General features: G+C 47.8%; 14 protein-coding genes and 2 pseudogenes. 12 read left to right on the top strand and 4 right to left on the bottom strand.

Going from position 1 to position 20269, the window contains the following annotated elements; all coding sequences use genetic code 11:
- The first annotated feature begins 7 nt into the window (after nucleotides 1–7).
- The 3 genes from ABEW73_RS31190 to ABEW73_RS31200 all read left to right on the top strand — a co-directional run bounded on the left by ABEW73_RS31190 (nucleotide 8) and on the right by ABEW73_RS31200 (nucleotide 6370).
- Nucleotides 8–1690 carry a response regulator transcription factor gene (locus ABEW73_RS31190; RefSeq protein ID WP_430168601.1) on the top strand — a complete coding sequence of 561 codons (1683 nt, stop codon included), beginning with the start codon at nucleotides 8–10 and terminating at the stop codon, nucleotides 1688–1690.
- A 96-nt stretch (nucleotides 1691–1786) separates the two neighbouring features.
- Nucleotides 1787–3061, top strand: a complete 1275-nt coding sequence (locus ABEW73_RS31195) for a Gfo/Idh/MocA family protein (RefSeq protein ID WP_430168604.1) — start codon at nucleotides 1787–1789, stop codon at nucleotides 3059–3061.
- Nucleotides 3062–3352: 291 nt separating this feature from the next.
- Nucleotides 3353–6370: a DUF4855 domain-containing protein gene (locus tag ABEW73_RS31200; protein ID WP_430168849.1), complete on the top strand. Its 3018-nt coding sequence runs from the start codon at nucleotides 3353–3355 to the stop codon at nucleotides 6368–6370.
- A 233-nt stretch (nucleotides 6371–6603) separates the two neighbouring features.
- Here ABEW73_RS31200 and ABEW73_RS31205 read toward each other — a convergent pair whose 3' ends face one another.
- Nucleotides 6604–7296 (bottom strand): MerR family transcriptional regulator, encoded by a 693-nt coding sequence (locus ABEW73_RS31205; protein WP_430168607.1) that lies wholly within the window; start codon nucleotides 7294–7296, stop codon nucleotides 6604–6606.
- A gap of 150 nt (nucleotides 7297–7446) precedes the next feature.
- Between ABEW73_RS31205 and ABEW73_RS31210 the strand changes: the two genes are divergently transcribed.
- From ABEW73_RS31210 to ABEW73_RS31235, 6 genes and pseudogenes are all read left to right on the top strand, one after another.
- Entirely contained in the window at nucleotides 7447–7941 is a 495-nt protein-coding gene (locus tag ABEW73_RS31210) for a DUF6022 family protein (protein WP_430168609.1), read from the top strand.
- Between the two features lie 147 nt (nucleotides 7942–8088).
- Nucleotides 8089–8802 (top strand): annotated as a pseudogene (locus tag ABEW73_RS31215) (virginiamycin B lyase family protein).
- Between the two features lie 352 nt (nucleotides 8803–9154).
- A complete protein-coding gene (locus tag ABEW73_RS31220; RefSeq protein WP_430168612.1) occupies nucleotides 9155–9835 on the top strand; it encodes a phytoene desaturase family protein in 681 nt (226 codons plus the stop codon).
- A gap of 580 nt (nucleotides 9836–10415) precedes the next feature.
- A pseudogene (locus ABEW73_RS31225) lies at nucleotides 10416–10538 on the top strand (putative immunity protein); the annotation flags it as partial.
- Between the two features lie 5 nt (nucleotides 10539–10543).
- A complete protein-coding gene (locus ABEW73_RS31230) occupies nucleotides 10544–10906 on the top strand; it encodes a hypothetical protein (protein WP_430168615.1) in 363 nt (120 codons plus the stop codon).
- A 147-nt stretch (nucleotides 10907–11053) separates the two neighbouring features.
- On the top strand, nucleotides 11054–12280 hold the full coding sequence (locus ABEW73_RS31235) for a copper amine oxidase N-terminal domain-containing protein (RefSeq protein ID WP_430168617.1): 1227 nt from the start codon (nucleotides 11054–11056) through the stop codon (nucleotides 12278–12280).
- Nucleotides 12281–12555: 275 nt separating this feature from the next.
- Here the strand turns inward: ABEW73_RS31235 and ABEW73_RS31240 are convergent, their stop codons facing one another.
- Together ABEW73_RS31240 and ABEW73_RS31245 are read right to left on the bottom strand one after the other, a co-directional pair.
- Nucleotides 12556–14295, bottom strand: a complete 1740-nt coding sequence (locus tag ABEW73_RS31240) for a sigma-54 interaction domain-containing protein (RefSeq protein WP_430168619.1) — start codon at nucleotides 14293–14295, stop codon at nucleotides 12556–12558.
- 85 nt (nucleotides 14296–14380) lie between these two features.
- Nucleotides 14381–15301, bottom strand: coding sequence for a proline dehydrogenase family protein (locus ABEW73_RS31245; protein ID WP_430168621.1), 921 nt, complete (start codon nucleotides 15299–15301; stop codon nucleotides 14381–14383).
- Nucleotides 15302–15491: 190 nt separating this feature from the next.
- Between ABEW73_RS31245 and pruA the strand changes: the two genes are divergently transcribed.
- A complete protein-coding gene (gene pruA / locus ABEW73_RS31250) occupies nucleotides 15492–17039 on the top strand; it encodes an L-glutamate gamma-semialdehyde dehydrogenase (RefSeq protein ID WP_430168624.1) in 1548 nt (515 codons plus the stop codon).
- Between the two features lie 142 nt (nucleotides 17040–17181).
- Nucleotides 17182–18492 (top strand): RNA polymerase factor sigma-54, encoded by a 1311-nt coding sequence (gene rpoN, locus ABEW73_RS31255; protein ID WP_430168626.1) that lies wholly within the window; start codon nucleotides 17182–17184, stop codon nucleotides 18490–18492.
- 311 nt (nucleotides 18493–18803) lie between these two features.
- Here the strand turns inward: rpoN and ABEW73_RS31260 are convergent, their stop codons facing one another.
- Nucleotides 18804–19955, bottom strand: coding sequence for a lyase family protein (locus ABEW73_RS31260; RefSeq protein ID WP_430168628.1), 1152 nt, complete (start codon nucleotides 19953–19955; stop codon nucleotides 18804–18806).
- Nucleotides 19956–20048: 93 nt separating this feature from the next.
- Here ABEW73_RS31260 and ABEW73_RS31265 point away from each other — a divergent pair, with 93 nt between their 5' ends.
- Nucleotides 20049–20198 (top strand): hypothetical protein, encoded by a 150-nt coding sequence (locus ABEW73_RS31265; protein ID WP_430168631.1) that lies wholly within the window; start codon nucleotides 20049–20051, stop codon nucleotides 20196–20198.
- Nucleotides 20199–20269 lie beyond the last annotated feature (71 nt).

Consider the following 20269-nt stretch of genomic DNA (forward strand, 5'->3'; position numbering starts at 1 on the left):
AATCGCCATGTACAGGCTTTTAATCGTGGATGATCTGCCGATTATTGTTGATGGTCTTCTGGAGTTGTTCGAGAAGACGGAGCATTTGGAGCTTGAAGTCATGAAAGCCTATTCCGGCGAAGAGGCGCTTGAGGTGCTGTCACATCACCGGATGGATATTGTGATTTCGGACATTAAGATGTCCGGCATAGAGGGTATTGAGCTGCTGCAGGAAATAAAATCGCAGTGGCCGGCGTGCAAAGTTATTTTATTGACAGGGTTCAATGATTTTCACTATGCGAAGAGCGCCCTTACATTTGGCGCTTTTGAATATTTGCTGAAAGTGGAAAGCGACGAGAAGATCATTCATACCGTTGAACGGGCGATAGAGGAAATTGAAGAGGAACAGGATCAGGCGCAAATGATCTTGCGGGCCCAGTCCAAAATGAGAATAGCGATGCCCTCCTTGCAGAAGGAATATATTTGGGGCTTATTTCAAGGCAAGACGATGACGGGTCAGCAGCTTCGGGACGCTTTTGCGGAAATGGACATTCCGCTCGAAGCATCACTGCCTGTCTATTTACTGATTGGCCGGATCGATGCCTGGAAGGAAATGTTCACGGCGCCGGACAAGGCTTTGCTCGCTTACGCTCTGCAAAATATCGGCGATGAGTATTTATCCGCCCATGTACGCTGCTTCTCCGTCGTATTTGATATGAACAAAATGGTATGGATCTTTCAACCTAAAGCCAGTCCGGAGATAACGGTGGATACCGGTACGATGGAATGGACCAGGGCATACCGCTATGTGAGCGGCAATTTGGAGACGATACAGGCTACCTGCAAAAAGTTGCTGAGCCTCTCCGTATCTTTTCTTATTGGCAGCGAGGCTGTCCCATGGGATCGGTTGTCGGATCGTTTTCATGCGATGAAATACGGTCTTATGCAAGGCCATGGCTTGTTCCATGAGGTCATCATGACAGATAAAGATATTCAGAAGTCCGAAGAAAAAGAGAAGGCGAAAAGCTATCATGACAGCTTTTTACACGCTCGCGTCCAGCTGCTGATGAGCTGTCTTGAAAATAATCACCGCGAACAGTTTAATCACCTATTTGTTGAATTGACAGACATCTGGAACGATCCGGATACTCCTTACGAGCGCAAGGTTGAGTTGTACCATTTCCTATCTGCGGTATTTCTGGCGCATATGCACAAAAATAAAGATATGCGAGACTATATGAATACCCAGATTAATTTCGATATGCTGTTCCGACAGGAGGAGACCGCTTCATGGACGGAGCTCATTCCATACTATTGGCAAATGGCGGACTGCTTTTTTGAATGGAATGCGATACGAGGAACAGAACTGCCGGCGGAGGTCGTCAATAAGGTGCATCGCTATATAGAGGAGCATATTGCGGATGACATATCCCTAACTGCTATTGGAGATCATGTCAGCTTGAATCCATCCTATCTATCAAGGCTTTACAAACAGATCACGGGAATTGGACTCTCTAAATACGTAAATGATTACCGCAATTGTCTTGCAAAGGATATGCTGCTCAATACATCCATGAAGGTGAATGAAATTGCCGCCAAGCTCGGCTACAATTCGGCGCTGGCCTTTATCCGCTTCTTTAAGAAGCAAAATGATATGACGCCGCAGGATTTTCGGACGGCTCGAGCCGAAACGATGCAGCAAGGTCAATAAATGTATATGGAATGTAAGCAATGATCTATTTTGATGCGCGGAATCACCCCTTACAATGAAATTATGATGCAATTGCATATGCAAGGGGGAAGAACATTGAAAACATTAACGGCTGTACTATTAGGCGCAGGCAGTAGAGGAAGATACATCTATGGACCGTATGCGGAAAAATTTCCGAATGAGCTGAAGTTTGTTGCAGTAGCCGAGCCGGATGATGAACGCAGACAACGTTTTGCAGAGATTCATCAAATCGCTGAAGAGCATGTTTATCATTCTTGGGAAAAAGCATTCGAGCAGGGAAAAATAGCCGACGTGATGATCATCAGCACGCTTGATCGGATGCATTATATACCGGCAATGAAAGCGCTGGAGCTTGGCTACCATGTCATGCTGGAGAAACCGATGTCACCGAATGTGCGGGAATGCATAGACCTGGAGCAAGCTTCCCTTAAGCATAAGCGTTTGCTGGTGGTCACGCATGTGCTTCGCTATTCCCCGTTCTGGTCGGGGATCAAGAAATGCATCGAGGATGGGGAGCTGGGTGCAATCGGCACCATTCAGCTGACCGAGAACGTAGGCTATCACCATATGGTTCATAGCTACGTACGCGGCAATTGGCGTAATTCCGAGGAAACCAGCCCGATGATTTTGGCCAAGTCCTGCCATGACCTGGACCTCATCTCCTGGCTGATGGATGAGCCGTGCACAGCGGTCAGCTCCTTTGGCTCATTGCTTCATTTTAAAGCCGAGAACGCGCCGGAGGGAGCAACGGACCGCTGCATCGATGGTTGCGAAGCAGAGAGGGAATGCGCCTTTTCAGCGATTAAAATGTATTTGGAGCAACCTGCCGATCATTGGGCGCGCTATATGACGCACGATTTATCCCAGGAAGGCATTATCCGGGCGCTTAAGGAAGGACCGTTCGGCCGCTGCGTCTATCGTTGCGATAACAATGTGGTCGACCATCAGGTCGTCAATATGGAATTTGCCAGCGGCGCCAACGCTAACTTTATTATGTCGGGTCTAACCCAAAGCGGTACTCGCCGTGTGCAGATTATGGGCACGCAGGGAGAGATCATTGGCGACATGGATAAGGGCTCATTCACGCTGTACCGCTATGCGACGGGCGAAGAGATTGAAATTAAATGCAGCGTGCAGGGAGACGGCCACGGCGGAGGCGATGAGCGCATGGTGAGCTCCTTCCTCAAAAATGTACATAAGTTCGACCGCAACCCGTCTCAAGGCCTTACATCAGCAACAGCTTCCTTGCAAAGCCATTTGATTGCCTTCGCTTCCGAACGATCTCGATTGCAGCAAGGCAGAAGCATAAAGCTGACCGAGATGTATCAGAAGGAAGAAGCGGGCGTTTGATTGTTGAAATCTGCGAGACGATGTAGGGAAAGGCAAATATAGAACAGAATCACTTGCTGCGCCGTAATAATGGCGGACATCCGCGGCGTCCGGGCTTGGGAAGTACTTACCCCGGATGCCGCACAAATTCGCGAGCAAAAAAGGAAATGGGGAATGAGAGATTTTTGTTTTTGAAAGCGATTCCAACAGGAGATTGTACCGATTTTCGTGAAAGGGGGGATCCATTCAGGTTTTCACAATGCGGATATCAAGCATTTCTACACTCGAGGATAAAAAAAGGAGTTGACCATGATGATTTTGAATAAGAAATGGGGACCCGCCCTGATGGCAGCCGTCATGCTGATGGGCCCGGTTTCTTCGGTGCAGGCGAAATCGCCTGTTCCGCCAGTAATTAGTGCGCAGGCGGGAGATGCAACAGGAAATCCACAGTTCGAACCGGATCAACCGACGGATGCCGGGGAACCGGATGCAGACCAGGCACCATCAGCACCGAATACAAACCAGCCGGCAGCATCTTCGGCAGTGGAGGAGACGCAATTCCGCAATCTTGCGGATGGCCTCCCTTATGAATGGTCCGAAGAGCCAGAAGCGTCGCGTCCTGACGATGGATACAAGCTTACGGATGGAAAATACGGCACATTGGATATGAATGACCCGGCATGGGTAGGGCATCAGCGTGGAAAAACGAGGGAAGTCGTCTTTGATCTCGGTGAGGAAAAGTCAATTGGAAAGATTACGGCACACTTCTTCCAAGATTATCCTACCAACTCGATCCTCGTACCTTTGACGGTATCCATGTATGTCTCCGACGATAAAGAAAATTGGGGACTGCTTTCCCATAACGCCACCCAACTGCTCTGGGGGGGAGGACCGCCAAGACAGGAGACCTTTGAATGGGACGGGAGCCGGGATGGAATCAAAGGTGGGAATACGGACGGCAAGCTGGCTTATGCCCGTTATGTTAAAGTCACCTTTACGATGCATCCTACACAATGGTCATATATTGATGAGATTGAAATTCGGGGTACCGATGGACAGGCTGACGGATCAGTAAAGGTCCCTGCCGAAGAGCCTCGTTTTTTGGAGCCGGGAGAAGCTACAGCCGGTATCCGGAATCTGAATCTCCTGTATAACGGACAATATCCAAATGGTTTGGGTGATTGGAACAAGGAACGGATCATCCCTAACATCAGTTATGTAAATAAAGATGGGGAGCCTGTCGATTGGCTTTTTGACGGGATATTATATCTCGGACTGGCTTCGCCTGCCGGCCGTGACTTCGGTGTCGGGCAAACGAACCTGGAGGACTGGAGTTGGTATTTGGACAAAACCTTCGCAGCCGCAGGGGATATGCAGCAGTTGAATGAGGCTACAGTGGAAGTCGGATCCAAGCTGAATCAGCCTGATCATAAAATGAAGGTTGTGCTTATGATTCCGAACCCGGGGGAATACGTAAACGACTTTGGTGACGTTGACGGTGACGGGGTATCCGAAAGCTTCAGAGACTCGGTTGTCGGCAAAGAGAAAGCGCAAGAAAACCGGATAAAAGTGATGCAGTGGTGGCTGGATCAGGTCCACCAAAGATGGCAGGAGGCGAACTATTCCAACCTGGAGCTTGTCGGCATGTACTGGCTGGAAGAGCAAATCAGCACAAGTGATACGGGTCCGGATTTGATTAAAGCAGTAAGCGGCAAAGTCCATGATATGGACCTGAAATTTTTCTGGATTCCGCATTCTTTGGCATACAAAGCTTTTATGTGGAAGGACGTTGGCTTTGACAACGCTGCATTCCAGCCGAACTATTTCTTCGAGGCTTTGGATTACGACCGTCTGGAGGATGCCGCCAACCTGGCGAAGCAATACGGCATGTCCAATGAAGTCGAGTTTGATGACCGGATGTTGACCGACGGCGTGTTCCGTGAGCGATTTATCGACTACTTGAACAGCGGCGTTGAAACAGGCCTGATGCAAAACGGATACAGAGCTTATTATCAAGGGAATAATGCCGTTTACAATGCGGCGGTCAACCAAGACCCTTCCAATCGCGTTTTGTATGATTGGTTGTATCAATATGTGAATGGAACCTATGAAATCAATAATGCGGCTCCGCCGGAGGCAGCCGTGCAATTGAATGGACAGCCTCTTCAAAGCGGCGTTTTGGTAAATGAAACAGAGCCGCTCCAGTTTACGTGGCAGTTAAAGGATGACGATGGCTTGACAAAAGTTACGGCTCAGTTTGACGGCAAGCCTTATACGGCCGGAACAACCATGAACCTGATGGGCGCACCCGGAAAACATGAATTGATTATTACGGTAACGGCGGGCAAGTCACAGAAAACGTCTTACATCATCAATGTTGGTGCCAATGCAGACAGCATGAAAACTTTGGTAAACCGATTTGTGGAACAAAATCAATTTACGAATGCCGAAGCGCCTCGTTCTTTGAACAATTATCTAGAGCTGATGAAACGCTACGAAGGAACGGATGCGACACAGGTCGACAAATATCTGAGAGGATTTAACGCAAAACTTGATATTTTGTTGAAAGATGGCGTTATGAAAGAAACGGCGTACAGCGCGCTAAAGGAAGACGTTTATTACCTGATTGGAAACTTGGCGCAAAATAAAAAGGCGGAAGCCTCTTCGGTAGAAGGCGGCAGCCCGAATTTGCAACCTGAAAAAGCGGTGGACGGATTCCCAGCGACAAGATGGGCCAGTGATTACACGAATAACAGCTGGGTCCAGGTCGATCTTGGCGAAGTCAAGGAATTCGATACCGTACGAATTCATTGGGAATATGCGCGTGCTAAAACCTACAAACTTCTTGTATCTGACGATAAACAGAATTGGACCAGTGTGATCAAGAACAATGAGGGAATCATTACGGCACGTGACGGAAAAGAAACGCTCCATTTTGAACCGGTCAAAGCCAGATACGTCAAATTCCAAGGGCTCGAAAGAAATACGGATTATGGTTACTCCTTCTATGAGTTTGGCGTGTACAACCTTGCGGGAGGTGATGCGGTAACTCCGATCGACGGCGTAAAAGCTGTGGCAGATGTCGGCGCAGGGAAATTGACGATCGATGGTCTGGTGATGAATGGAAGCAGCCAGTCCAAAGTGAATTTGAAAATACTCGATTCGAACGGGAAAGTTAAGTATGAAGGCCAGACGACAAGTACAGTAACGGGTAGTTTCCAATTCACGATCAAGCTTACCGGTATTCTGAAGGGAACCAACGTTGCCTATCTCTCAATGGATGGTATGTCGACTCCCGTGAAGTTTACATTTGAATACAAGCCACAGTGAATGATAATTATTTCTCAGGCAAGTGAGAATTCGATAACAAACGGCTTGTTTATCGTTGATTCCGACCTTGGACCAAGGCATTTCATGACAAATACTGCCGCGCCATGATACTGATAACTTATAGCTCCAAATAAATAAAAGCCATGGGCGCAGCGTTATTTTCACGCTGTGACCCATGGCTTCTGCTTTTGAATCGGTGTCAATGTTACTTTGTATTAATCTTTACGCTAAAATTAGTCTTTAATTAAGCGATATAGAAAATAGAGCGCTCGCATCTGGAGTTTGATCGTTTTGTGCAGGTAAGCCTGGATATTTTCAGAAAGCTTCATCGCATGCTCGATGTTCTCTAGTTCTAAGCGTGCAATGGATTGTTTTAAATTCACGGTTTCCTCGGAATAAACAGAGCTCTGCAGTACCTGAATCATCCTAATTTTAAAGAGATGAGTTTCATTATAAAGACGGTAATCGTTATCAGGGTCTCGTTTAGCCATGAACAGGCCGCTTTGCTCCCAGTAGCGGATTGCCGATTTAGGAGCACCCGTCCGGCTGGAAACCTCGTGGATGCTGAAATGTTGGTTAAAGTCACAATCTCGACTACCTTCGAAATATGATTTCAACTCCCTTACCAGTTGATCCAAACTTGCTTTTTCCCGATGCAGCATGACCTCTCGATCCCTGATGATCCACAATGCGTCATCCAACTTATTTTGCCCAAGACAATGCATGACCTCGCTCGTTACTTCCATGCCGAATCCGGCAGCCATGGCTTGAATACATGCCAGATAAGCTTCATGCCGTTCTGTATACATACGATATCCATTGGAAGATCGATCTGCCGGAGGTATTAACCCCCTCGCTTCGTAGTTCCGCAGGGTGCTGCCGCTCAACCCGTATTTTTCAGCCAGCTTTTTCGGTCGATAGCCCATGTGATCCCACCTTCGTAAAAAACGCAAACATTAAAACCGTTGTAATGTTATTCTGGATGATTTATTGATTTCCTTCATAAATATCTCCGAACCTTCCAATTGGCTTGCATGTTGTATGATGGAGCTAATCCATTTCAAGGAGGAGTTTATATGACAGTAAAACCAGTATTTCGTTCCGACATGACAATTGAGGAGATTTGTGTAGCAGGTAACCAGTATATCGAATCGGTATGGAAAACACGATACGATTCGATGTTTGATGAGTTAACGATCGCTTTTCGTGAAATCGAGGATGCTGCCTATGGGCTTTATTTGGACCAGTTGATGCCCGTAATCTTCGATAGCCTTGAAGATGCAGGTTTCGAAGCAACGGAGCCCCTTAAGGAGCATGATTTCGTCATCGGGAAATGTCTGCTATTTCGCAACTCGCTTGAAAAATGGGGGACCGAGGAAAATAGGTCCAGAATTTTCTGGAACGTTATACGAAGTAAGAATAGTCAACAACCCATTGGAACATTATTGACGGAAATCCCTCATTCTCATCTGAAGTTCGACATTCCTAGGGCACCTGTACTCTATTCGCTGTGCGAGCATGAGAGGGAACAAATCGCGCGAGGGATTCGACGGATTAAGGAATTAGAATAATCGTGAAGGAGAGCATGCTTTTGTTAGGTCCAAATCCCAATGAAAGCTGAATATTGGCGTGATCGTCATCGGAGATATGGAAACGCTAAAAAGATTGAAACAACGTCCTAACAATCGTTTTTTTAGGAGGTAATATGCATGAGGGTTATGATACATGAATATACAGTCAAAACACAGGATTCCGGCCCATACGGAATAACGAGGGGAAAAGACGCTGCCATGTGGTTTACGGAACAACGGGGTAATCGAATCGGACGAATTAATGAAGCAGGCGAGATCACTTCGTTCAACCTGCCGACAGAGAATGGTTTACGGAAATGAATAGCGGCCAGAATCGGAAGGTTAACCACGTCGGGGGAGATGACCGAGTTTGAGTTGCCTAACTCAGACTCATTTCCTTCATTTATTGTTCCCGGCCCCGACGGGGCACTATGGTTTACACAGAATCAAGGTAATTCGATCGGCAGAATAACCACTGAAGGTGATGTAACGGAATTTCCGATCCCAACACTGAATTCCGGACCTGTAGGCATTACGAGTGGTCCTGACGGGGCATTATGGTTTGTGCAAATGATGGCCAATACAATCGGAAGAATGACAACTTCAGGCGAGGTAACGGAAATTATGATACCAACATCGAATGCCAGACCCCATGCTATCATCTCCGGGGAAGATGGGGATCTTTGGTTCACCGAATGGGGCGGTAACAAAATCGGACGAATTACGGTTCAAGGCATGATTACAGAGTATCCAATCCCGACTAACAACGCCGAGCCCCACAGTATTGCGATTGGTGCAAAGGGCGAAATCTGGTTTGCTGAAGAGTGCAACCAAATTGGACGTCTCATCATCTCTCCATAACAGCATGAGCCGATTATCTCATGCTGCCCAATTTGGGCGGCCTTCGAATAGAAGCTATCAGAGCTTCGAGGGATCCTGTCACCTAAATTTATAACCCGAATGTGGGCAATAAATCGCAAAATGTTCCTATGAAAACCTCGACGGGCAAATTTTAATAAACAAAGGTGAAAACGGTTTGAAAGTCGCATAATATGCGGCTTCTTTCTTTGAAGTAAACTAATTTCCTGTCGTAATTCAATGGGGCAGCGTTATTCGGGTTGCTCTTTATACTGCATCGCCGTTTTCACTTTGTCACATTTTCGGCCTCCTTCCGGTCTTGTTTAATGAGAGCGTATGAAGGAGGTTTCTTCGAATGATTGCAAAGTACGATGTGGCCGTTGTTGGTGGAGGCATTGCCGGACTGACCGCAGCTCTTTATTTAGCAAGAGGAGGAAAACGCGTCGTTGTTTTGGAAAGTCAGAATCAGATGGGGGGAAGGGCGATCACAAACAAGAAGGACGGGATACGCTTTAATTTGGGTTCACATGCCCTCTATGCCGGGGATGCGTACGACATTTTCCGCGAATTGAACGTAAATCCGGATATTTTTCGAAAAGTCGACGAGTTCACCCCGTACGGAATCTGGAAAGAGCAGGTGCACCCTTTTCCGGCTGCGGTCCGTTCGCTGCTTAAGACTCCCTTGTTATCGGCTGCGGACAAATACAGGTTCGGAGCCATCCTCATGAAGATTCTCAAGCTGGACACGGCCGCGATTCCACACATGAGTCTGCGAGACTGGATGGAGGAGCACGTGAGAAGTCCGATGGTACGTCATCTTCTGTACGTGCTGGCCCGAGGAGGAACATACGTGCAGGCTCCGGATTTACAAGTGGCAGGCCCCTTGTTCAGACAGATGCAGCGTTCCATCACTGGCGTGTATTATTTGAAGAAAGGCTGGGGATCCCTGATCGAGGAAATGTGCTCGGAAGCACGTCGGCTCGGCGTGGCCTTGATGACTGGCAGGAAAGTTAATTCCGTGGAGCATGATGAATGAACCCATCTCGGAGGACAAGAACATACAAGTATAAGAAGTCGCGAACATCGCGGCTTTTTTCAATCTAATTATATAAGTTCTTGTCGTGACTTGATGACAAGAGCTTCTAATTGAATAACATCAACAGATTATTTAGCTAAAGGGCACTATAGTTGAAAAACACATCAACAAAGCCGAATAGCCTGATAGATCATTTTTGAAGCCATAATTGAGTCATTACAAGTAGAGTAGAATGATCTAATATACCTCATATGATTCAAACAATCTTTAGAGAAAACATTAAAGTACAACGATAATCTTTTTATATTGATGTTAGTGAAATGAAGGATATGTCAGTTTTATCTTTGCACTTGCATAAATGTTGTACACTTATATTGGAATCGAAAGGAAGGGGATTTTAATGGGAGACCCTAGCTTCGTTACTATGAGTCGGGCGGTACATTGCAGGATACGGATTATCTCTTCTTGCGATATTGGCAGCCGATTGCGCACAACATGAGCTACATTAATTCGTGCAAGCACAACCAAATGAAGATCGCCATCGTCGAGTGATTGAACTCAATCAAGTAAGGCCGCCTTTGAAGCTAACGCCGCACAGGCTGCTGGGCAGGCCCTGGCTGTGACGCATGTAAATGCTCACGAGTTGGGTGCAGCGACCTATGGGATCAGCGCCTTACGTTCAGTACAATACATAAGGGAGTGAGAAAAATGAAAGCTGTTAGCCCAGAACGCCAAACATTGTTGATAAAATCGATGCAGTCAACATTAAGCAAGCTCGAGAATGCCTATAAGAATATGATGGAGAAAGGATCAAACGAAAACCTCGTTAAGAAACGACTGGATGCAGTGAAAATCGCCTTAGATAGTCTAGAACATGCTTGGCATGGAGCGGATTTTTCATACGAAAAGGAAAACATCCTTGAAGCCCGAAAGGTTATATTTGGTATTCTTCCATCTGTTCAAAAACAGTATGAAAAAGCTAAAGAAGGTAGTCCACAAAAGACGTTACTTGAAAGACGCATTGCTTCTATTGAAGCAGCTATTGAAGCTCTCGATGCCCACACACAATAAACTTTTATGTGAAAATATGGGGATAGTTATACACCGTCTAAAATAGTCGTGATATTAATTACATACCTTATAATCCCATTTAATCTCATTTCGACATTGTGCGTATAGTAAAGACAAGAAAAAATCAAAAAGATAAGGAAGTCACCCATGAAAAAATTGCTAGTATGCACATTAGCTATCATGCTAAGTTTAGCTGCATTTACCCCCGCTATCTACGCTTCTAAAGTCCGAGTATCCGTGGATGGTCGTGAAGTACATTTCCCAGATGAGCACCCATACGTCGATCAAAGAACCAACCTTACGATGGTTCCACTTGCTTTTGTATCCGAAAAGCTCGGAGCTACTACGAAATGGAGCGGAAAATTAAAACAAATCACGATCTTGCTTAACCGTGACATCATTATTTTGGGGATTGGCGATAATCATGCACTGGTAAATGGAAAAAGAGTAGACTTTGAAGGATCGGCGGTGCTCAAAAACGGTCGCACGATGGTTCCGCTTCGCTTTATTAGTGAAGCCTTGCATGCAATTGTGGATTGGCAGTCTTCACTTAATCTGGTGAGCATCGTGACTTCAGTGGCCCGTGCTCCGAAAGGAACATGGATATGGAACAGCCACATCCTGAAACAGGATCAAGATAAAATTATAAACTTTGCAAGAATAAAAGGGTTAACGGATATTTACCTTCAGGTTGATAGAGATATAGATCCAGCAATATATGAGGGTTTTATTCGAAAAGCGAAGAGCGAAGGAATTCAAGTGGAGGCACTTGAGGGTCGTCCCGAATGGGCCTATAGGTCTAAGCAGGAGGATATTCAAAAATTTATAGCGTGGGTTAAAGCCTATAACGCCGCTGTTGGCCCGGAAGCAAGCTTTTCGGGTTTGCATTTCGATATTGAACCTTATGCGTTAAGTGAATGGACGAAGGACAATAAGACGATTCTTGAAAGCTGGATGGACAATTTAAGACTGATCGAGAAAGAAACCAAAGGGAGCGGCTTAAAAATTGCAATCGACGTTCCGTTTTGGCTGAATACGATTCATGTACCAGGGAAGGATTACAGTATGAGCGCATGGTTGCTGGAGAAGTTCGATTGCCTAGTGATCATGAATTATCGGAATCATGCGTTAGGCACCAATGGAATTGTGGAAAATGCGCAGACCATACTGAGAGAAGCCTCTACGCTGAAGAAGAAAGTTGTTATTGCTGTAGAAACGCTCGAAAGCAAAGAGGGGCCGCGGGTCTCATTCTATTCCATGAGCAGCGAAGTGATGGAAAAAGAGCTGCAGTCTGCCCATAATCAATTGGCGCACTACGCAAGCTATGCCGGCTTCGCCATTCACGATTTCAAAAGCTGGAAGGACATGAAATAAGAAGCTGCTTTTTTGTCTCTGGACAGATTATCCGGTCCCATCCTCGGAGGCGTGGTGGTCGAACGGTACGGTTTGCAACTCGACGTGGCTAACTGAATACGGTAGTTGAACCATGATAAAGAGGCGGCTGATCAAACGATCAGCCGCCTTTCGTTTTGGGAAATAATGAACAGCCCCTAATTTCATAATTGGCTGATAATTCCATTATGTATGCAATTTTAGACATTCAAAATTGAAGTGTCCAAAATATTAGACATCGTCCATCCAAGCTACTTTCACAGTTTCAGCCGTTTGAGCTTATTGTAGAGCGTAGCCCGCGAAATGCCGAGCTGCTTCGCTAGCGTGTACTTGTTCCCGTTGACTGCTTCAAGCGCTTCACGCATTAGGTTCCGCTCGTACTCGTCAAGCCTTACCTGGTAAGTAGCACCGTCGATGGGTGCGGTGCTTGGACCAACATCCTCTCCCTGCTGCGGACTCTTATCGCCGGAATAAATATGGTCTGGCAAATATTCGCGCCGAATCTCTCCTTCGGTAGAGAAGATGACGAGACGCTCAATGGTATTGCGCAGCTCGCGGATGTTTCCAGGCCAATCGTAGTGAAGCAAATCCTCGAATACCTCAGGCGTAAACGAATGGATATGGCGGCCATAAACGAGCGAGAATTCGTGAAGAAAGGACTGTGTCAGCTCGTAAATATCTTCTTTGCGGTCGCGTAAAGGGGGAACCTCCAACGTTACGACGTTTAGCCGGTAATATAGGTCCTCGCGAAAGCTGCCGTCATCAATCATCCGCTTCAAATCACGGTTTGTGGCCGCGATAATCCGGCAGTCGGCCTGCAGCAACTTCGTGCCGCCGACCGGGAAGTAACTCCGTTCTTGGAGCACGCGCAGCAGTTTGACCTGAAGATCAAGAGGCATTTCCCCAATCTCGTCAAGGAATAGAGTGCCGCCGCGGGCCAGTTCGATCTTTCCTTTCTTTCCTTTCGGGTCTGCACCAGAGAAAGCGCCCCGTTCGTAGCCAAATAATTCGCTCTCGAACAGTGCGGCTGGTATGGCTCCGCAATTGATTGCAATGAAGGGGGCGTTCATCGACTCGCGGGACTCATGGATCGCCTTCGCGAATAATTCTTTTCCGGTACCGCTCTCACCCAGGATAAGCACCGTCGCTTTCGTAGAACTGATCTTCTTGATTGTTTCGATACTGTGTTTAATCGCGCGGCTCGCTCCCTTAATATGCTGAAATGGGTCTGCCGCAGGGTTCAGCAGGGCCACTTCCTTCTGAAGATGATGGACCTTGCTTGTCATCTGCAGCAGCTCTTGATGCAGCCGCATTTGGGTGGTCAGGTCTGATTCCGCCGTAACGGCGCCAATAATCCGATCCTCGAGAGTAACCGGATTCGAATTAATTAGGACGAACAGGTCGTGCCGCGGCCGATGCTGCATTTTATGGGCGGGCTGGCCGGTTTCGAGCGTGCGAAGAGACTGCAGACGATCGACGGGAAAGAAATCCGAAGCAGGCTTGCCGATGATATCGTCTTTCGGAATGGAGAATATATGCTCCGCTCCTGATGTCCAGACGGCTACACATCCTTCCTCGTCAATCAGCGTAATGGCAACGTCCGGGTCCAAGGTATCCAGCGTTGTTGCAAAATAAGCCTCCAGCACCCGGTGAGTCTGCACCACCGCATCCATAACATCCTGTGCGGAAAGGTAACCGACAGCCTTGCCGTCGTTAAGAACGATCGCCAATGAACAAGAGTTGAAGGCAGCAGAGACTTTCGTTAACGGATCATCTGTGTTTACAGTTTTGACTTTGATCAGGATATCTTGAACATTCAGAATGGTTTCGGCGGCCGATGCAGGCAGCAGTGCATATTGACCGGACTCATCCCTGACAAAAACAGGGGTAAACTCGGCAGCCTTCCGCGCACCCCGGATGGCTACAAGGTCGGTCAGATCTACAATTATGCAGTCCGTGCGGATGAAATGCTCCACGGCCGGCAATAGATGCTTCATTCGATTGCCCCCTATTTTATGGGAAATGTAAATGCTTACAATCTTGTATTAGGGCCATTATACCGGGCCTGTTTTCCAGTGTAAATCATTTGAACATATTTTTGACGACCATCCATAGATTAGCAGGCTTTTCTGCCAGCCGTCGGGTGTAGTACGGGTACCACATGCTGCCGTAGGGCATATAGCAGCGGATTCGGTAGCCTTCCTTCGCCAATTGCGCCTGGTCGTTCATTCGCAGGCCGTACAACATCTGGAATTCGTAGGCATCGTTCGGAATGCCGTTCTTAAGAGCATATCCCTTGACCCAATCGATGATGCGATCATCATGCGAAGCAATGGCCGTGTACACGCCTTGGTCAAGGTGCATTTGAATGAGGGCTTTGAAGTTATCGATGACTTCACTCATTTGCTGATAGGCAACGGATGCCGGCTCCTTGTACGCTCCTTTTACGAGACGGAGGTTTACACCAGCTTCAATCAATCGCTTCACATCTTCTCGTGAACGCAGCAAGTAGGCTTGAATCACAGTTCCGACATTGGTTAATCCCTCCCCGTGAAGGCGAAGAACGATATCGATTGTTGCTTGTGTAAAGGGGGAATCCTCCATATCGATCCGTACGAAATTGTTATCTTGTTCAGCCTGAATGACGATGTCCCGAATGTTGCTATAGCATGCTTCCGGATCAAGGGCCAAGCCCATCTGCGTTGGCTTCAGTGATACGTTGGAGTTCACCTTCCGCATGGCGATCCCATTAATTAAGCGTATATATTCCTCTCTGTAGCCTGCAGCTTCCGATAACTGTGTGATTCCCTCCCCCAGATGATCCAATGTGACGATGATCCCTTTTTCGTTCAACCTCTCAATTTCATCCAACGCTTCCTCCAAGCTGTTACCAGCAATGAATTTAGCTGCTAATTTACGGCCGTACCGAAGGGCAAGATTCTCGACCAGTTTATTGCCGGAAACTGATAATAATACTTTTCGATAGAGTTCAGTACTATCCACGGTTGATTTCTCCTTTCAGGCTGTCATTGCTCGTGCAATGAATCTTTACCAGGTTAACTGCAAGCAAAAATCGTTCCAGACGAAAGAAACAAGCACAGTTGGCACGATAATTGCTTATTATCCAAGAGGACCGGTGGAATAGGGTTTGACGATTCCAGCCAAATCACACGAAAAAGGGTGGGTAATAATTATGAGAACTGAATTCAGGAACGAGTCGTTTGTTAACTTTAAGGATGAGCGTAACAATGCGGAATATGACCGCGTACTTGAGCAGACGGAGGCAGGACTTGGCAAAGAGTATCCGCTAATCATCGGAGGTGAGCGCATCATGACTGAGCACAAGGCCGTCTCCATTAACCCTGCGAATAAAGCTCAGGTGGTCGGTACCGTATCTCAGGCGAATGTACAATATGCGGAGCAGGCAATGCAGGCGGCTGCAGCTGCCTTTGAGACTTGGAAGCGGACGGATCTGAATGAGCGTGCACGTTATTTATTCCGGGCAGCAGCTATTTTGCGCCGACGCAGAAATGAATTTTCCGCCTTGATGACATTTGAGGCTGGGAAGACCCGGGTAGAAGCGGATGTTGAAACGGCGGAGGCGATCGATTTCCTGGAGTTCTATGGACGCGAAATACAGCGGCTTAGCCAGCCGCAGCCATTAACGGTTAGCCAGGAAGAAGAGAATGAGCTGTATTATCTGCCTTTAGGCGTCGGTGTCATCATTCCGCCATGGAATTTTCCATTGGCCATTATGGCAGGCATGACGATGGCTGCCGTTGTATCCGGGAATACCGTCGTCCTTAAACCGGCCAGTCCAACACCTGTCATCGCTGCCAAATTTATGGCACTGCTCGAAGAGGTCGGGTTGCCGTCCGGCGTCGTCAACTTCGTTCCAGGACCGGGTGGAGAGGTCGGCGATTACCTTGTTGACCACCCACTGACCCGTTTCGTCAGCTTTACAGGCTCCCGCGATGTTGGACTCCGCATCAATGAACGGGCGGCCAAGACGCAGCCTGGGCAAAAATGGATCAAACGTGTCATTGCGGAAATGGGCGGCAAAGATGCGATCATCGTTGATGAGGATGCAGACCTCGATCTGGCGGTGGATGCCATAACGCTGTCCGCCTTCGGTTTCTCCGGGCAGAAGTGTTCGGCTTGTTCCAGGGCCATCGTCCATGAGAAAGTCTACGACATCGTGCTGCAACGAGTAGTGGAGCGGGCAAGTCAGCTGGTAATGGGTGCCCCGGCAGCCGCCGCAACCGATGTAGGTCCTGTTATTGATGAAAAGGCATACCTCAAAATTCAGGAGTATATCGAAATCGGAAAAGAGGAAGGACGCTTGGCCCTTGGTGGCGGCACAGGAGATCTGAACGGATTCTTCATCGAACCGACGATCTTCGCGGATGTAGATCCGAATGCCCGGATTTCGCAGGAAGAAATATTCGGTCCGGTGGTTGCATTCACGAAGGCGCAAACCTTTGATGAGGCGCTGGCGTATGCCAACAATACGGATTATGGCTTGACCGGTGCCGTCATTTCTCGTAGCGGGCCGAATCTGGAGAAGGCAAGACGCGAACTTTTCGTTGGCAATCTGTATTTCAACCGCAAATGCACTGGCGCCTTGGTCGGAACGCATCCGTTCGGCGGATTTAATATGTCAGGCACGGATTCAAAAGCCGGCGGTCGGGATTATTTGCTGTTGTTTACGCAGGCAAAGCTGGTAGCTGAGCGGTTCTAACAGGATGAACATCAAATCGCTCAACATATATAGTCTAAAATATTAGACACGAAATCATGATGTTCATTTCGAATGTTTTTGAGTATAGTCAAGAGGGAACAGTATATTCATTGAAGAGAGCCTGCGGGAGGAGGAGAATCTGTTGCTGAGCTATCAATTAGTGCAAGACCAAAGCACGAAGCTGGCAATAACTCCTGAACTGAAGCAATCGATTCATATATTAACCATGTCCGCCGAAGACCTGGTCCAGTATTTACAGGACCAGGAAGCTGAAAACCCAGTCCTTGAACTCGAATTCAGACGGGATTACGACGCTTATGGCTACAGGAGCAGGGCCACAATCAGCAATGGGTACGAGATGGACCCATTACAGAACGCAAGGCAGTCGCAGGACACATTGGAGTCAAGGCTTAGGAGCCAACTGCGTATGCTCTCCCTGCCAAGGGAGGTATACCGAGTTGCGGCATTTATGGCGGGGAATCTAAGCGATGACGGATATCTGGATATCCCGATCACCGAAATCAGACGGAAGCTTGGCGTATCAGAGGAGCTTATTCGGACCGCGCATGAGGCATTGCAATCGTTAGAGCCTGCCGGTGTCGGCTGCAGAGATTTGCGGGAATGCCTGCTGCTGCAGATTGTTAGAGATCCGGCGGCCGCTCCGTATGCCTATGAAGTCGCAGACCTGTATATGCCGGAGCTGGCATACGGGAAGCTGGAGAAGATCGCAATGGCTTTGAACATACCCATGGAGACGGCAAGGACGGCAGCGGAATATATTCGCGGATTGAATCCTCGTCCGGGGCTGGCGTATACCTCGATAGAGCCAGAGTATATCGTTCCGGATGCGATCGTCGAAAACTATGAGGGTGGCTTCATAGTGTCGATCCATCCGGAAAATCTCCCCAAGCTCTCCATTAACAACTCCTCCCGAGAATGGGTTAAGTTGCGGGGATCAACCGAAGCCACTTCGTATTTGAGCAGCTGCGTCCGATCTGCCCGTTGGCTGGTTCGGAGCTTGGAGAAGAGGAACCGGACAATGATGAGGGTCGTCAATGCCATTATGGAGGAGCAGCGGCAGTTTCTGGTTGAAGGAATCAAGGGAATTGCACCGATGAAGATGAATACGATATCCACCAAACTGGACCTGCATGAATCGACCGTTAGCCGGGCGGTGAACGGTAAATTCGTACTTACGCCGCATGGCGTGCTCCCTCTCAAATATTTTTTCTCTGCTAGACTGTCGACGACGGGCGGTAGCAGTGTATCCTCCCGGAGTGTTAAAGCCCGAATCAAGGAGCTTATCGACGCCGAAAATAAAAACATTCCCTATTCGGACCAGCATATTACGGATATGCTGCGAGCGGAGGGAATCCGGCTGTCTCGCAGAACGGTTGCGAAGTATCGGGAACAAATGCAGATTATGCCCTCCTCGTTCCGCAAGCGTAGATAGAAAAGGGTGTCTCGGATAGGTTTCCGAGACACCCTTTCTTGGGTACGCCCAGCATGGGCGATAACTTGGAGGTGAAAGTCCGCGTATAGCCGTAAGCGCGATATTACAGCGTTCGATTACAAACGAAAAGCTCACACAGGCAGGATACTATGAATTTCCTGCGCAGTACGAGCGCCTGCGTAACTTGCACTTAAGCGATTGAACCGCCATATACCGAACTTACGTACGGTGGTGAGGAAGGTCGGCTACTCAACAAATGGGTAGCCTCCTATTCGATTTTCAATCCTCCTGAAGCGGTGCGTCATTTTCCTTTAGTCGGCTGTTGTATCGGCATCGTTCTGCTCTCGTGTCAGCGAACTTGCAAACGATCCGATACCCTTCATCATAATGTCTAGCGACTCCATTAAATGGTAGAGGATTACCGGAGGAACGGTGTCGTCATTAGGCATCCCGGCTTCCTCTGCGAGGTTGATGATATGGTCATATCCAATAACCTGCATACAGATCTGATGCAAAAATCCGGCAGATTCATAGTAAATGCGGTTCGGCGGATTCATATCCTGTTCACTCATAGAGGCGTCCCAAATATCGCAGCATAGCTTGAACAGATTAACAGCCAATGTTTTCAGAGCCGATGAAAGGTCTGCATAGGCGCTTTTGCTGCCGGAAGAAGAATCTTGGTAGTGACTTGCTGCAAAATAATCAGTACAGGTAATTTGCCTTAAGTAAGAGACGGTTCTCTCCGTTAATTCGCAATACGAATGGGGCATGGCAGCATCCGGTGCGGAATCGATACGGATTCTCTTTAATCGGGAGGCGGCTTCCGTGAGCGGCGTCGCATCGAGCTGCAGCTGCTTCGCGGATTCCCTGAAAGAACGGATCAGTCGTGTCGACACCATCATAACAGAATCCGCGGAATCGGCCGGACGTTGTCCCTCGAGAAGTTCTTTTGCCATCCATAATCGATACTTTAATCCCTCGATGGCTGTGATTAACTTGTGCGAAAGTTGATGGGCGGCAACATTTAGCGTGGTCGAAATGATCCAATCGGCTGTATGAGGGCCGTTCACGTGAATGTCTGGATCAACCACCGCATAGTTTCCTTTATCCTCAAGCATCAGCTCCAGTGCCCGGTTGGCAAGCACCTCGTTCATATTCACATTCAGGATATTGCTTGAAGAACCATGGATATAATCTGTAATAAATTGCTCCGAATGCTTTCCATCCATGATTTCATCCGTCGCCTTCAAAATGAGATTTCCGATTCGCTCCGGCACAAAGCTTTGCTCTATGCCTGCACGTACGACTGCGTTTTTGACGGAAGCCAGAGCCTTAATAAATTCGCTATGGACGCGAGCGTTCACATGGGGATATTCACCGGCAGCGCGCATCGTCTCCACACCGTAGTATGCATGGGAGGGCACGTTGACCTCTCCGTTCTTGTCCCGCTCAATTCTTAACATCATCATCTCATCCCTTTCGAAAATGTTGTGTCGTCATTTCCTTATAGGGATAACAAGCAATTTTCGTGCCATCATGATGGGATTTTCCGAGATATGGGCACTTTGGAGGAAGAAATCATTCATCAAGACGAGTTCTTCTCTGAAACGTTTGCAATGGTTGTAGACAGAAATAATGATGCCCCTGACATTGTGTTAATGGAGAATGATATAGAAGAGACCTTATACGGTGAAGTTAAGCCTTAAAGCGATACGTACAAAATGCGAGGGTCTGAAGGGCGCGTAGAGTCGGTGTGAAAAAGGGACCCAATCCAACA

The organism is Paenibacillus lautus (assembly GCF_050482385.1).
GTDB classification, from domain to species: Bacteria; Bacillota; Bacilli; order Paenibacillales; family Paenibacillaceae; genus Paenibacillus_AQ; species Paenibacillus_AQ lautus_B.